The 13,790-nt window shown below is 44.0% G+C and carries 10 protein-coding genes; 5 read left to right on the forward strand and 5 right to left on the reverse strand.

Features of this window, described 5'->3' with window-relative positions; all coding sequences use genetic code 11:
• Nucleotides 1-3 precede the first annotated feature (3 nt).
• The 3 genes from AC4II3_RS17125 to AC4II3_RS17135 all read left to right on the forward strand — a co-directional run bounded on the left by AC4II3_RS17125 (nt 4) and on the right by AC4II3_RS17135 (nt 4,800).
• Nucleotides 4-1,395: a cytochrome P450 gene (locus AC4II3_RS17125; RefSeq protein ID WP_488009934.1), complete on the forward strand. Its 1,392-nt coding sequence runs from the start codon at nt 4-6 to the stop codon at nt 1,393-1,395.
• Nucleotides 1,396-1,622: 227 nt separating this feature from the next.
• Complete coding sequence (locus tag AC4II3_RS17130) at nt 1,623-3,356, forward strand: fatty acyl-AMP ligase (protein WP_488009936.1); 1,734 nt, start codon at nt 1,623-1,625, stop codon at nt 3,354-3,356.
• Nucleotides 3,357-3,378: 22 nt separating this feature from the next.
• Nucleotides 3,379-4,800 (forward strand): acyl-CoA-binding protein, encoded by a 1,422-nt coding sequence (locus tag AC4II3_RS17135; RefSeq protein ID WP_488009938.1) that lies wholly within the window; start codon nt 3,379-3,381, stop codon nt 4,798-4,800.
• A 264-nt stretch (nt 4,801-5,064) separates the two neighbouring features.
• Here AC4II3_RS17135 and AC4II3_RS17140 read toward each other — a convergent pair whose 3' ends face one another.
• From AC4II3_RS17140 to AC4II3_RS17160, 5 genes are all read right to left on the reverse strand, one after another.
• Nucleotides 5,065-5,859 (reverse strand): lysozyme, encoded by a 795-nt coding sequence (locus AC4II3_RS17140; RefSeq protein WP_488009940.1) that lies wholly within the window; start codon nt 5,857-5,859, stop codon nt 5,065-5,067.
• Between the two features lie 666 nt (nt 5,860-6,525).
• Nucleotides 6,526-7,422 carry a glutamate racemase gene (murI, locus tag AC4II3_RS17145; RefSeq protein WP_488009942.1) on the reverse strand — a complete coding sequence of 299 codons (897 nt, stop codon included), beginning with the start codon at nt 7,420-7,422 and terminating at the stop codon, nt 6,526-6,528.
• Between the two features lie 124 nt (nt 7,423-7,546).
• Entirely contained in the window at nt 7,547-9,457 is a 1,911-nt protein-coding gene (locus AC4II3_RS17150) for an N-acetylmuramoyl-L-alanine amidase (RefSeq protein WP_488009944.1), read from the reverse strand.
• Nucleotides 9,458-9,918: 461 nt separating this feature from the next.
• Nucleotides 9,919-11,340, reverse strand: a complete 1,422-nt coding sequence (locus AC4II3_RS17155) for a cation:proton antiporter (protein ID WP_488013127.1) — start codon at nt 11,338-11,340, stop codon at nt 9,919-9,921.
• 298 nt (nt 11,341-11,638) lie between these two features.
• Nucleotides 11,639-12,595 (reverse strand): hypothetical protein, encoded by a 957-nt coding sequence (locus AC4II3_RS17160; protein WP_488013125.1) that lies wholly within the window; start codon nt 12,593-12,595, stop codon nt 11,639-11,641.
• Nucleotides 12,596-12,643: 48 nt separating this feature from the next.
• Between AC4II3_RS17160 and AC4II3_RS17165 the strand changes: the two genes are divergently transcribed.
• Together AC4II3_RS17165 and AC4II3_RS17170 are read left to right on the forward strand one after the other, a co-directional pair.
• Nucleotides 12,644-12,910 (forward strand): hypothetical protein, encoded by a 267-nt coding sequence (locus tag AC4II3_RS17165; RefSeq protein ID WP_488013123.1) that lies wholly within the window; start codon nt 12,644-12,646, stop codon nt 12,908-12,910.
• Between the two features lie 82 nt (nt 12,911-12,992).
• The gene (locus AC4II3_RS17170) at nt 12,993-13,697 is read left to right on the forward strand and encodes a tetratricopeptide repeat protein (protein ID WP_488013122.1); all 705 of its coding nucleotides are present in this window, start codon (nt 12,993-12,995) and stop codon (nt 13,695-13,697) included.
• The last annotated feature ends 93 nt before the right edge of the window (nt 13,698-13,790 follow it).

Raw genomic sequence — 13,790 nt, forward strand, 5'->3', positions numbered from 1 at the left:
ATTATGCAACCTCCTCAGTTACCTGATGGTCCAAAAGATTCAGCTGTACTACAAACGCTAAAGTGGCTCACTGATCCGTTAGAATTTTTGGAAGCTTGCGCAAATCGGTATGGGGATATTTTTACTCTCCGGATTGGTCCAGCCTTTAAACCTCAAGTTGTAGTTACTAATCCGCAAGGACTCCAACAGTTTTTTTCCACTCCTACGAGCAAATTGGATTCGGGTGAACAGGCGGGGATCAACTCACCTTTTTTTGGCCCCCAATCCCTGCTGGCCCTAGAAGGAAAACCTCACCAACGGCAGAGAAAACTGCTAACACCTGCATTTCACGGGGAGAAAATGCTAGAAAACGGGAGGCTGATTTCCCAGATTACCGAAGAAGTCAGCAGCCAATGGCCAATAAATCAGCCTTTTTCGGTTCTGCCATCGTTGCGGGAAATCTCTACTCAGGTGATTCTCAAAGTCATCTTTGGACTAGAGGACAAATTACGGTACCAAACTCTTAAAAAACTCTCCATAGGTCTTTTAAAAACGCCATTGTTAAGAATACTGGCGATAATGATCCCGGCACTACGTCAAGACCTGGGTGCTTGGAGTCCTTGGGGAAGTTTTTTGCGAGAGATCCAAACCATTGACCAACTAATCTATGATGAAATTCACGAGCGGACAGAACAGACAAACCAAAGCCGCTATGACATCTTGTCGCTGATGATGTTAGCCCGCGATGAGGAAGGTCTGCCGATGACAGAGGAGGAGTTACATGATGAACTGATTACTTTGTTAATTGCTGGCAATGACACAACCGCAACGGCTTTAGCTTGGGCATTATACTGGATTTACTCTTTGCCTCAAATCTGCGCCAAGCTCATAGAGGAATTGGATTCTCTGGGTGGAGACCTCAATCCAAAGGTAATTTTGCGCTTGCCTTATTTAAACGCGGTTTGTTCCGAAGCACTACGGATATATCCAGTCATATTGCTTGGCTTACACCGAGTGGTTAAATCACCCATTGAAATTATGGGTTATCAGCTAGAGCCAGGAACTTTAGTTATTCCAGGTATCTATTTGACTCATCATCGGGAGGATTTGTATCCTCAGCCCAAGCAGTTTGAGCCCGAACGATTTTTAGAACGAAAATTTACACCTCACGAATTTTTGCCGTTTGGTGGAGGAAACCGTCGCTGCATTGGCAAAGAATTTGCGTTGTTTGAAATGAAAATGGTGATTGCAACAATTTTGTCTCACTGGCAGATTGAACTGATCGCTCCTGAATCAGTCAAACCTATCCGTCAAGGGGCTGTGCTAAGTCCTACAAAAGGGTTACGGATGCGGGTCCAAAGATTGCCTTCACAAAAACAGTCTATTGGGAGCAGGTCAAAGTTGCTGAAACATTAGTACTATTTTCCAGTAGAGCAAGCTTAAACCCATGAGGGGGCTATAGATAATGTACAAATATTCATCCAGGACTAGCTCCCCCTATTACCTATTACCTATTACCTTCCCCTCCTGGGAGGGGTTAGGGGTGGGTTTGTATTACCTATTACCTTAGTACAAATGTTCTGCATAAGTGACATGCTCCCCAGTCTATTTCCGAAACTTGATGTGAATGGGGGACAAGTTTTATGAAAACTAAGCAAAACTTTTCATCCTTGGTAGATCTGCTGGGTTATCGAGCAAGACATCAACATGACCAAAAAGTCTATAGCTTTCTTCGCAATGAAAAACAAGAGACAGCAATCTTAACTTATGGAAAATTGGAAACGCGGGCACGAGCGATCGCAGGTCAGCTTCAGGAGATGGGGGTAAAGGAAGGGGAGCGAGCATTGCTTCTTTATTCTCAGCCTCTTGAGTTCATTTGTGCTTTCTTTGGATGTTTATATGCTGGAGTCATTCCTATTCCTGCTCCTCCACCTGATGCAATTCGGATAAAGCGAACTCTGCCTAGACTCCAAGGTTTCATTAAGGATGCCGAAGCTTCCCTAGCGCTGACTACATCTCAAATTTTTTCTCAGTTTTCAGAGGAATCGAAAAAAAAACTTGAATTTAATAAGATAGTATGGCTGTATTCTGAAGAGATACCAGACAAACTGGCAGACCAATGGCAGGAATTAACGATTAACCCAGATGCTATAGCTTATTTACAATATACTTCTGGTTCTACCTCTACTCCGAAAGGAGTTATGGTTACCCATAAGAATATAATACACCATTCTGCCTGCATCAATCAAGCATGGAACTACACTTCAGATAGTATTGCTGCTACTTGGATGCCTTATTTTCATGATTATGGTCTGATTGATGGATTTATCCAGCCTATTTATTCTGGTATCACTTGTTATGTGATCTCACCATTGACGTTTGTCAAAAACCCTATAACCTGGCTGAAGGTTATTTCTAAATATAGAGTAACCCATAGCCAAAGCCCTAACTTTGGCTATGACTACTGTGTTCGCAGAGTTACATCAGAACAATTAGCTAATTTAGATCTTAGCAGTTGGAGCACAGCCAGTAATGGAGCAGAGCCAATCCGTAAAGACACTATCGAAAATTTTATTAAAACCTTTGAACCTTGTGGATTCAATGCCACAGCTTTTTATCCAGCTTATGGTCTTGCCGAAGCCAGTTTATTAGTGGCGACAAAGCCTCACCAAGAAGTGCCAAAAATTGCCTCAGTTTCTGCATCAGCATTAGAAAAAAATCAGATTATTGAGTGTGATAGTAATCAAAAAGAAACTCGATATGTGGTTAGTTGTGGTTTCCCGCTCAGTGGAATGGAAGTCGTTATTGTTAATCCCAATACTTTAACGAGGTGTACTCCAGATGAAGTGGGTGAAATTTGGGTATCAGATGTTAGTGTTGCTCAAGGTTATTGGAATAAACCAAAGGAAACAAAACATACATTTAAAGCCTATTTACAAGACACTGGGGAAGGTCCATTTCTGCGGACTGGTGACTTAGGGTTTATTAAAGATGGTCAGCTATTTGTCACTGGTCGATTGAAGGATATTATCATTATTAGAGGGTGTAATCATTATCCCCAGGATATTGAATTTACAGTCGAACAGAGCCACTCGGCACTGCGTAAAAATGCTGGAGCAGCCTTTGGGATTGAGGTAGATAGCGAAGAGAAACTCGTTGTTGTTCAGGAAGTGGAGCGAAGTTGGCTGCGAAAACTGAATTTAGATGAAGTAATTGGAGATATTCGTCAGGCGTTGATGGCGCAACACGAACTCAAGGTTGATACGATCGCCTTGATCAAGTCAGGAAGCATTCCTAAAACTTCAAGTGGCAAGATAATGCGTCGCACTTGCCGAAGTTATTTTCTAGAACAAACGTTGGAAGTTATCAACAATTAATTTAATTAAAAAAAGGTAAATCATGACTATGCTCACACAAGACCAAATTAAACAATTTGAAGAAAAAGGATGGGTAGGCCCCCTTGATCTATTGACAAGGGCAGAAGTGGAATCTGTTAAAAAATGCCTAGAAGGCAATAGTTCTATTCAAGAAGTAGATTGTCAGCCGATGATGATGCTATACAACAATGTATTGAATCTCAGCACATCTCGTGACCTTCATCTGTTTCATCAACCGATAGCCGAGTTATTTAAAAATCCCAAAATTGTTCGGGTATTAAACCAATTAGGCGAGCATAATTTGCTACTATGGAACACAAATGTTTTTTGCAAAATGCCGGGAGAAGGTGATATAAAATGGCATCAAGTTTATGAGTCTTACGACCCCAGTGCCTATAACCCTAAAAAGGCAGCACTGCTTTATCCCAAAAATGAAGATTGTTTAAATTTAACCGTATGGGTAGCTTTAGATGACGCTACTCTTGAAAATGGCTGCTTGCATTTTGCTAATAGAACGCACAAGCAAAAATTTAGACGAGTGCAGGTGCCTGCGGAGGAGGGAATGTTTGCAGGTATTAAAAACCACAAAATGGTTTGGCAAGGACGGAGACAATACTCAGCTGTGTTTGACTTCGATGAAAATGAATGGGAAGTGGAAGCTGTACCAGCGAAGATGGGTCAAGTCATTATTTTCACAGAGAGGGTTATGCATTCTTCTCCTAGCAATAACTCTAACCAACGCCGACTAGCTATTAATGCACGTTACATTAGTCCCAGTGTACAGGTTTATCCTCATCGTTTGGAAGACGATTTCATCGATGAAAATTTTCATAACATCAAAAAACATTTTTGTATTTTGGTGTCAGGGCATGATGATCATGGCATCAACGTTGTCATGGATTCTCATAATTTAGACGATACAGAATTAGAATTTCAGACCATGTCTAATCTAGTTCGCTTTGGTCATGTTCAACTACCCCAAGGCAAGCAACAAATAGAGCTTCAGAGTCTATATCAACAAGCAATGGAAGGAGATTGTCTAGAGGAAGAGCCAGATCCGATTTTGCAACCTCGAAAGTATATTCAATGGCAAGGGTGGAATCAACTTAAAGGCATGAGTCGCAGTGAAGCGATGAAGCAGTACAGTCAAATAGTCGCAAAACTGCCAAGGGTGGCTCCAGAAAAGAAACTGCCTTTAGGGGAAGAAATAAAAGCGTGGTTAGTTGCCTATGTAGCAAAAGTGTTGAAAATTGAACAAGATGAGGTAAATTGCTCTGTTCCTTTTGAACGCTATGGTTTAGGATCGGCTGATTCAATAATGTTGACTGGTGAATTGGAGGCTTGGCTGGAACGAGACCTCTCTACTAATTTGCTTTACAATTACCCAAGTATAGAGCTTTTGGCTAAGTATTTAGCTTCAATGGACTTAAGTGAGTGTTCATGAGGGGGTCAAAATCGCGATCGCATCCTACTGACAATGGCACTGGAGTATAGACTACTCAGGCAGTACTTGCCTGAGTAGAACACTCAGGGTAAACGCATCTTATTTTGAAATGCCTACTCGATATGAGAGTGATACAATAAGTAATTTTGCTTATAAATTTTGCAATCTTGTCTGAGTAAGGCTTCTAGAATTTAGATGCGTTTGTCCTGGAACCTGCAACCTGCAAGCTTGGCCAAAAGGCCACGCTTGCGCGTTCAATTTGACTTAGATCAGAAACAGTTTACGCTCCGCTTCTCTGCGTTTGCTCAAGCCTAATAGGACTCGACCACCACCCTTGTTCCAACGAAGAAACTCATTGGCAGCCCCTTGATCATTACCCTGATTCAACTTACGTAACAATGTCGAGCGCCTAAACGCTGTTGGTCCTATATTGAACACAAAGCTAACTAGAGCAGAGAATTGATTATCAGTCAGTGATACTTTGACAAGATTACTCACGGTAGATTCAGAACTTTCTAAATCTTGTCTGAGCAATTTCTCTGCTTGCTCAACAGTGATGATATCTCCGATGCGAACACCAGCCGTATGACCCCATCCAATAGTAGGAATTCCGACCGGATCGATATAAGCTTCTACTCTGCCATCGGGGCACCTTTTATGGAGTCCTTCAAACTCTTTAACCAGATCTAAACCAGCTTGGTTAATGTTTCTATCGGTACCTGGTGGCAACTCTGGTGTTACTTTCTTGATGATAGCATCAAAGTAAAACTGAGCTGTTTGAGGACCAATAATTCCTCTTACTGCTCCAGTATTACCGAGTTTGTTAGCATCTTTAAACTTATTGACTCCTGCCTCAGATAAGTTCAAGCCGCATTCTTGACACAGTTCAATAAAATTTTGTAAAATTATAGAGCTAATAACGTCTTCTACCTCCAATTCCATTAATTCTTGGAGTTTACTAACCTGAGGCACTGGCAGATTGACTAGAATGTCAAGTGCATAGCGTTCTTCCACAGAAAGGCTATCGGTGTTGATGTCTTTAAGAGTTAGACCTGACATAGTTGGATTACCTTATAAAATAAACGTAACGTTATTGGGGATAAAATCTGCTTTACTAATTATTATATTCCGGATTTTTTATGGGTAAAGGTTAAGGGTAAATTAGGGATTCGCAATTGGTAATGGGTAAAAATAAGCGACAAACCAGATTTTAAGATACAAGAGTCGCCCATGAAAAAAATCCCATGAGTTGACTCTGTTTATTGACTAAGCTGATAGCTGACTGCTTACTCAACCACTAGGGTTTTGAGTTACTAAGTTAGTCTTCAGCATGAGTTTTCGCTTTTACGTTAATTGTGATAAGTTTGAAACAAAAATTTACAAAACTAGGAATTCCCCTTTCCCGTCTCTTGGTGCGCGTTCGGTGTGGGCGACAGATTATTAAGGCTAATTATCCGGAGATGATATGACAAGCTGAGCCAAACCTTGATTTAGCTTGATTTAGATCTAGGGTGAGTTAAAGGGGTTAAAGTGACCGAAACAATTGCGAAAAATTAATCTTGATAATAACTAACTTAGGTGAAATCGCCTCTGAGCAAGGACTTCACCTAAGGAAAGTGGAATGCGTTAACTATTGCCTCCACAAGCAATTTTTAGTAAAAAAAATCGGTCTATTATTTGTCAATCTACCGATTCTAAAGGTGCGCTTTCCGTGATGGCGTTCGCTTAGCGTGACCTACGGTCAAGGGATTGCTCGCCATCACGGGTCGCACCTAAAGGTATCGTAGGGATTGAAACCTGTGGTAGATGTATTTTTTCAACTGTTGGAGTGTAACCCAGCCATTGTAGGGACTGTTGGGCAAACTGTTGAGGACAACCGCTGACCCCAAAGCGAGTTGGTCTTGCTTGCCCAGTATTCTTCCCTCCAATTAAATCCAGTTCTTGAGCAGCAGCAGCAACAACGTATTTTGCTGGGTCTACCAATTTAACGTCTGGGGGTAATATTTCCCGCAGGATCGGTTCTAGATGGGGATAATGAGTACAGCCATAAACTAGGGTATCGATTTGGGCTGCTAGCAAAGGTTCTAGGTACTGCCGTGCTACCGCTGTAGTGTAGGGTTCGCACAAGCGATTTTCCTCCACTAATGGCACAAACTCCGGACAACCCACTTGCCAGACCTGAGCCGTTGGTTCAACCTCTAAAATAGCATTTCGATAAGCATTGCTGGCAGCCGTAGCTGGTGTAGCAATCACCCCAATCCGACGACCTTGGTGGAGCGCCCCACGGGCACCTGGTAGAATCAGCCCCAAAATTGGGATGTCAAACTCACTACGCAGAGTTTCCAATGCCAGAGCCGAACTGGTATTGCAGGCCATCACCACCATTTTGACCTCCTGTTGCACCATCCAGCTGAGAATCTCGAAGCCGAACTGCACGATTTCATCCGCAGACCTGGTACCGTAGGGTAGCCGTGCTGTGTCAGCAAAGTAAATAATTGATTCGGATGGTAGTTGTTTGTATAGTTCCCTCAGAACAGTCAGACCCCCCACACCACTGTCGAAAATCCCGATAGGACGACTCTGGGGTTGAGTTCGAGAGATCAAAATTGGGTTATTGATCATTGGTTAATAATTGGCACCTACCCACCCAGGGGCAATAAACAGATTACTTGGGTTCGCTCAAAACAAGAAAATCGTTAGATTATAGGTTAGCAATTATCAATTAAGAATTGACAAAAATCATAACTTAACTTAGGTCAACCGATTCTGCCGAATATAACCGATTCTGCCGAATATATAGGAGGATGCCACGAGCGATCGCTCTAGCCATCTGGCTGCGATAGGCGGAAGTTTTCAGTTTAGCTGAGTCTTCATAGCCGGTTAGAAAACCAACTTCTACCAAAACTGCTGGCATGGAGGTTTTCCTGAGCACATAAAACCTCGCCCGTCGGGTACGTCGGTCACTAATATCCACGCTCCGCAAGATAGTGTAGTGGATGGTTTGGGCAAGACTCTGACCAGTAGAGTAGTAGTAAGTTTCTAATCCATTCACATCTGGTCGGTTACGCCCGATAGCATTGGCGTGGATGCTGACAAATAAATCAGCATCAGTCCGTTCTGCCACTTGAACTCGTCCATCCAGACTGATGAATCGGTCATCTGAGCGGGTCATGACAACCTGGATCCCCTGTTTTTCCAACAGCGCTTCCACCTGTCGGGAAATCGACAAATTAACATCTTTTTCTTGTATACCCCCAAGCCCAATAGCACCAGGGTCTTTGCCACCGTGTCCGGCATCAATGACCACTACCAGGCGCTCTTTGGGAACCTGACGTCTGGGAATTGGTGGGCGAGTCCGGTTAGGGGGTGGCACAGGAATCGAGCGCGGGGGTATCCTGGTTGGCCTCCTTGATAGAAATGGTCTCAGTTGCAGAGCTAGCAGCTGATCATTGAGCTGATTGAGGCTACCAATCCGGGTCCCGTTTGATGGCTGTACCAAAATCAGCACCGTGTTTTTGTCCTCCTGCCGCACCATCACCTCTGATACAGGACTAGTGGTATTAAGTTGAGGGCCACTGAACTTGTCAGCTAGTTTGGCATTCGGTATAGTAATTTGGTAAGCCTTTGAACGAGGATCCCATTTGCTAGTGGCTCTGACCCGTTGGTTAGCCTTAATCAACAGCTGAGTCTGATTCCTAGCCAGTTCCACTGAGCCAATGGTGGCTAACTTACCGGTATTAGCCGAGCTACGAGATTGAATTGGTTTCGTTGGAACTTTGGATGTTGGTCCATTATCTAAGCGTTGAGCCGGGACACCCCTAGGAAAAATCAACACCCCTCCCAATCTTTCACTGAAGGATGCCAGCCAATCAGGGCTGTCACTATCCACATTCAGCGTCATCCGGACAATCGGTGGGGAATCTTTTTTCTTTTCAAACTCAATTTTGCTAACCCCGTAGCGATTTACATCCAAATCCTCTGCTAACAGACTCTCGGGAATCGTAACCCCTTCCAGGTCGATGTTAATGCGGCGGTTATTGCGACTTCGTTGGATTTGAATGATGGGTTTCCCACCATCGGTACTGACAAAAAATCCATTTCTATTGATCTGAAAGCCTTGTCGGCGAATCCCCGGATTGGATCTCGGAATAGTTGGATTGGATCTTGGAATAGTTGGCCGTGGTGGAGGGGATTGAGTGCGGGTTGGTGGCTGAGCCGGTGGTAGGGATGGCGGTGCTGGGTTAGGCAGAACCGGCAATGACCCTCGATAGGGCTGAGGTAATTGTACAGTCCACTGATTGGGGCTAATACCCCGAAATTTTACCTGCTGGGGGTCTATAGTGTAACCAGGAGCCAATTCAACCACAATCCGAGTGGTTTGTCTCTCAAATTGACCCACTCGCACTTCTCGAATCGCCCCGCTTAGACGCTGATTTGTTGATGGACCTCCGACGTTAATTCCCGGTAAATCAATGACTAACCGGGTAGGATTAGAAATGAGTTGGGCTGTGGGTTGTACACCCACATCAGTGGTAAATTCCAGGCGATTCTGATTGCGATCATATTGCCAAAATAGTAGTTCACGGGCTTGAGCCGCCAATGAAAATAGAGAAAATGTCAAAGAGCTGGAGAGTAGCAGTAGCCAGCGAAACCTCACAATTATTACTCCTGTATCATGTATCTTAGGTAATTGGTTATAGGAATTGGTTATAGGAATTGGTTATAGCAGTTGTTAGCGGTTAAGTATTAGACCCTAACAGCTGCCTAGAGTAGGCTATAGTTAACCGCTAATCCCTAACCGCTCACGATGAATACCCCTAATTAATAGCCCAGTCAACCAATGTCTAGTCTGTTTGACTAATCAGATTAATCTGATTAATCTGATTAATCTTATTAAAACCGTTAACAGACTCGGACGTAGAGTAGCTTGGTTAAGTTTCAAGAGTTTCAGTATACACGGGTTTCTCTGAATCGAAAATTTGGTTTTAGTTAACACATTTAGCAATGTCGAAATCTTAAAGCATACACAATCAACTAAATTGAACAGGATTCTTCAAGAATCCTGCATCAATAATAATTGTCTTTAATCAGCAAGCTCAGATAGCTTAGCCACAAGTCTCAAGACTCTCCAGCTGTTTCCACCGGCTCAGATGGCTCTTGAAAGACCAACCGCAACAAAGGCGGAGCGACAAAAGTCGTTAAGATAACCATCATGATAATCGCTGCTTCAGTGGCTTCTGAAAGAGCACCACTTGCTGAACCAACACCAGCAAAGACTAGCCCCACTTCACCTCTGGGAATCATGCCAACCCCAATAGCTAGACGGTTAATTCCTGATTGACCAAAGACTGTCAATCCTGTGATCACCTTACCAAGAATTGCCACCACAATCAGGAAAGTTGCCAATATCAAACCCTCGCGATTACTGGGAACTGCTGGGTTAAGCACACTCAAATCAGTTTTGGCTCCCACTGTAACAAAGAAGATGGGCACAAGTATATCTGCCACTGGTAGGACCTGTTCTTCCAATTCTCGACGCTTATCCGTCTCTGCCAAGACTAGCCCAGCAGCAAAAGCGCCCAAAATGGCTTCTAATTGGATAGCTGTGGCAATATAGGACAAGACAAAGGCAAAAATGAGTGCTGTCAGTAATACCTGACCTCGGGTTTTCATTTCCTTGACCAAGGCAACGAAATACGGACCGAGGAAGCGACCGATTAGAATTGCTCCAACTAGGAAGACACCAGCACTAATAATCAAATAGATCACATTAGTGATCACGACTTCTCCAGTTTTTGCCAGACTAGCCACCACAGCCAGGACGATAATTCCTAGGACATCATCAAGTACGGCAGCACCAATGATAATTTGCCCTTCTTTAGAACTCAGCTGTCCAATTTCTGCTAGGACTTTAGCGGTAATCCCGATACTAGTGGCAGTTAGGGCAGCACCAGCAAAAATAGCAGGGACAGCAGAAATATTAAATAGGTAAGCTAAACCAGCAGTACCAGCAGCAAAGGGAACAACCACCCCAACTACAGCTACCACAGCGGCCTGCGGACCAACACGGATAAGTTCTTTGAGGTCAGACTCTAGTCCAATTTCAAATAACAGGATAATCACGCCGAGTTCCGCTAAGACGGAAATCACCTCGCTAGTAGACTGAAATACTGAGTTGGTAGCTTCTGGGGTTAGACCAGCGGTAGTTTGGAGAAAGGTCATCATTAAGGAATTGCTAGCCACACTGCCCCCTTCTGGGAAAACTAGCAGATTTAGAGCAGAAACCCCGACAACTACACCACCGACCAATTCCCCTAATACCGGTGGTAAGTTAATCCGAGCACAAATTTCGCCTCCGAGTTTACTGGCGAAGTAGATCACCACTAGACTCAATAGCACTCCGGCAAGCACCAGTGAACCGTTTTCTGCTTCATTAGCAGTGGCTTCAGTTGCTGTTGCCAATAGGGATGGGAGAGGGTGTTCAGGGGGGAGGAATGGTAAGGGGGTGAGGAGATTCACCCAGCCAGTTATATCAGCCATGTAGTTGCAAATAAATCATTCATTATACTTTACAAAAATTATGGCAATCCTTGAGCCTCTCAGGTTTACTCAGGGGCTAAAACTAAGCTAGTACTCTGTTAATTTAGTTTTGAGGGTTAGATGTTAGGTGTTAGGTATTAGGTGTCAGATGTTAGGTCTGAGGTGTTAGATGTTGGGTTAACGTCTGATATTTAATGCCTAAGGTAAGCGTGCCTAAGGGTATCGTGGGATCATGGGTAATCAAGCCCGTGGGAAAGGACAGAAGTGTGTCTAAGATAAGAACAACCCGATGGCTTGCTTAAAATAGCTCATGGGGAAAATCATCACATCTTAACCTTTCGTATTCTTTGAGAGCCCACTCATTCTCTTCAGTGTATTTCGTTACCAGCTTAATGCATTGCTGTCTACGTTGATCCTGCTCCTGAGCTTTTTGTTGTGCTTTTTCTCTGGCTATGCGTTGAGCCTCTTGCTGGGCTTGTCGTCTGACTCGTTGAGCCTCTTGCTGGGCTTGTCGTCTGACTCGTTGAGCTTCTTGCTGGGCTTCTAGGGTAGAAATTTTCGCATCTGCCCTGTCTATAATTGGTTCAACTTGCTTTTGCCAATAGCCAGTAGTCACCCTCCTAGCGTTTTGCTTAGCCTGTTGCCATTGACCTGCCTCCAGGGCTTGAAGTGCTTGTTTGCGAATCGATACATTCACAGCCCACTCTTGTTTCCATTGGGCAATGGTCTCGGGTAATCTTTGACGAATCAGAGTAGTTTCAGGAATGACCTGAGTTAGAGTAATGGCTTCATTGAGCTTACCTTGTTCCTGATACAGCTTGGTAGCTTTCTGAAATAGGCTGAATGACCACTGATTAATTAACTGTTGTGCCTCTTGGTAAGGAGCACTATCTGGGGTCAGCTTATTGGCCTCGATAATTGCGTCTTTAAATTGGTTCGCTGCAGCTAGTATCTTAGCTTTGCCAAATAGTTTCTCGGCGCACTCATTGAAAATAACCTGAGTCTGTTGATATATAGGCGACTTTTCAGGAATAGTCGTGGCTTTATTCATGCATTTTTCATATTCGAGATCTGATCGGTGCTTCTGAATCTCTTCTAAGCGTAAGAGTAGATTTCGATAACTTTGCCATTCTTGATATGACCAACCTAGCCCTGCACCAATGACAGCAACTGCTAGCCACATCCCTACCATTCGCAGCCATTGGTTGGTTGGGGGCGAAGACACAGGTGGAATTGAAGGGGGAAGGGATGACACAGGATTTCCTCCTGAGAGTGGATGCGGTGGAATAGTAACTATACTATTTTGAACACATCTATCCGCTTTGTGCTATTGCTGCAGTTCAGTAATGAGACCACTACCCCAAACCCCAAACCCCAAACCCCAAATCCCCAGGGAATTGTGCATCTTCCCAACAGTGTCCACTCCCAACCCCTCTATAAAAGAATCCCAACAAAATTAATTCGTCTTTCAGGAAACTGTCATCTTACTGCTGTAGTCTTCAAAGAAGAGTCCCAAGTCGCAGGGACAATCTGGATGGTTTTTTTGGGTACACCGAAGACGCATGAATAAGTGACACATTAAGACCAACCAGCTGGGTGCTGTTAGCCGTAAGGTTGAATCTAGATAGGCTGCAAATGAGGTTGAGGCAAATATGAATGCTCCTACTTTTTTAAATCGGCAAAACCAAAATCGACAGTGGTTCCCAATGTCCCGCAAAAACCACAGGCATTTAGCGCCAGTGAGGCTAGTGCCTAGAAAAAGCCACATACACTCTGTGAAAAGCCTGCGCACCTTAGCAAACTCGAAAGTGAAACAAGGGGATTACAACAGTGCGATCGCATTGTTCACCCAGTTGATTAATCTCAATCCCACCAGTGCATCAGACTACAACAATCGGGGATTGCTGTATTTCCAAAGTGGTCAGGCCTACAAAGCCCTATTTGATTACAATCAGGCACTGCGAATTGATCCCACATTGGACAGTGCTTACAACAATCGCGCTAATTATTATGCATCAGTTGGGCAACTGGCTGAAGCCCTCACCGACTACGAGCAAGCTATTGATCTCAATCCGGGAAATATCCGCACCTGGATTAACCAAGCGATCACCTTCCGGGAATTGGGATTGTACGATTTAGCCCTAGAAAACCTTGACATGGCTCTAATGCTGGGATGCCTGGAAGACCATGTCTATGCTCAGAGAGGGCGTACTTACCATCTCCGGGGTGACTGGAACTGTGCCATCAGCGACTATCAAAAGGCTCTGAATTTGCGGCCATTGTGTGGTTCTTCTGATTCCTTGCGCGAGAAAGTGGAAAACTGGATCAATGATTTGCTTAAGCCACTGAGAGCTTGAAGGGATTAGTGGTTAGCTGTTGCGTCCCAAAAGCGATTCGACCTAGGAGACGCTAAGCGATTGGCCGTAGGCCACGCGGGGCGCGATTGACCG

The organism is Moorena sp., from assembly GCF_982860115.1.

Excerpts from the sequence above, each read along its gene's own strand:
- AC4II3_RS17125 (WP_488009934.1), top strand. The coding sequence starts at position 4 with ATGCAACCTCCTCAGTTACCTGATGGTCCAAAAGATTCAGCTGTACTA.
- AC4II3_RS17130 (WP_488009936.1), top strand. The coding sequence starts at position 1,623 with ATGAAAACTAAGCAAAACTTTTCATCCTTGGTAGATCTGCTGGGTTAT.
- AC4II3_RS17135 (WP_488009938.1), top strand. The coding sequence starts at position 3,379 with ATGACTATGCTCACACAAGACCAAATTAAACAATTTGAAGAAAAAGGA.
- AC4II3_RS17140 (WP_488009940.1), bottom strand. The coding sequence starts at position 5,859 with ATGTCAGGTCTAACTCTTAAAGACATCAACACCGATAGCCTTTCTGTG.
- murI (WP_488009942.1), bottom strand. The coding sequence starts at position 7,422 with ATGATCAATAACCCAATTTTGATCTCTCGAACTCAACCCCAGAGTCGT.
- AC4II3_RS17155 (WP_488013127.1), bottom strand. The coding sequence starts at position 11,340 with ATGGCTGATATAACTGGCTGGGTGAATCTCCTCACCCCCTTACCATTC.
- AC4II3_RS17170 (WP_488013122.1), top strand. The coding sequence starts at position 12,993 with ATGAATGCTCCTACTTTTTTAAATCGGCAAAACCAAAATCGACAGTGG.